A 316-nucleotide genomic window follows, 5' to 3' on the forward strand; every position below is an offset into this window, starting at 1 on the left:
TACGCCGCTTGGGGTGGTTTTGGTGATTTGACCTTTAAGGGGCGTTTGAGTCCCAGTCAATTTCAAGACCGTCGTACTTGGCGCGTGACCGCTCAGCAAGTGGTGAACGGTTATCCAAGACATCAGGCGCAAGGCGAGAACGAACGCACTTGCTCACTGACGATGCAGTTCAGCAATAAGTTTTGTGACATCACAGCAAGTGTTAAGACGCTGGATGCCATGGCAGATAACCAAGTACCTCGCGCCGTCGTGATTGGTGATGACATCAAAGGCAAGTTCACCATTCGCAGTCGTACGCTGACAGGCATGAAGACCA

General features: G+C 51.6%; 1 protein-coding gene. It reads left to right on the forward strand.

The window, feature by feature from the left end; translation table 11 throughout:
* The coding region (locus tag AW165_RS18810) for a phage tail protein (RefSeq protein ID WP_060466693.1) at nt 1–316 on the forward strand (316 nt) is incomplete at both ends.

It is taken from the genome of Acinetobacter sp. LMB-5 (genome assembly GCF_001541635.1).
Classification (GTDB): Bacteria; Pseudomonadota; Gammaproteobacteria; order Pseudomonadales; family Moraxellaceae; genus Acinetobacter; species Acinetobacter pittii.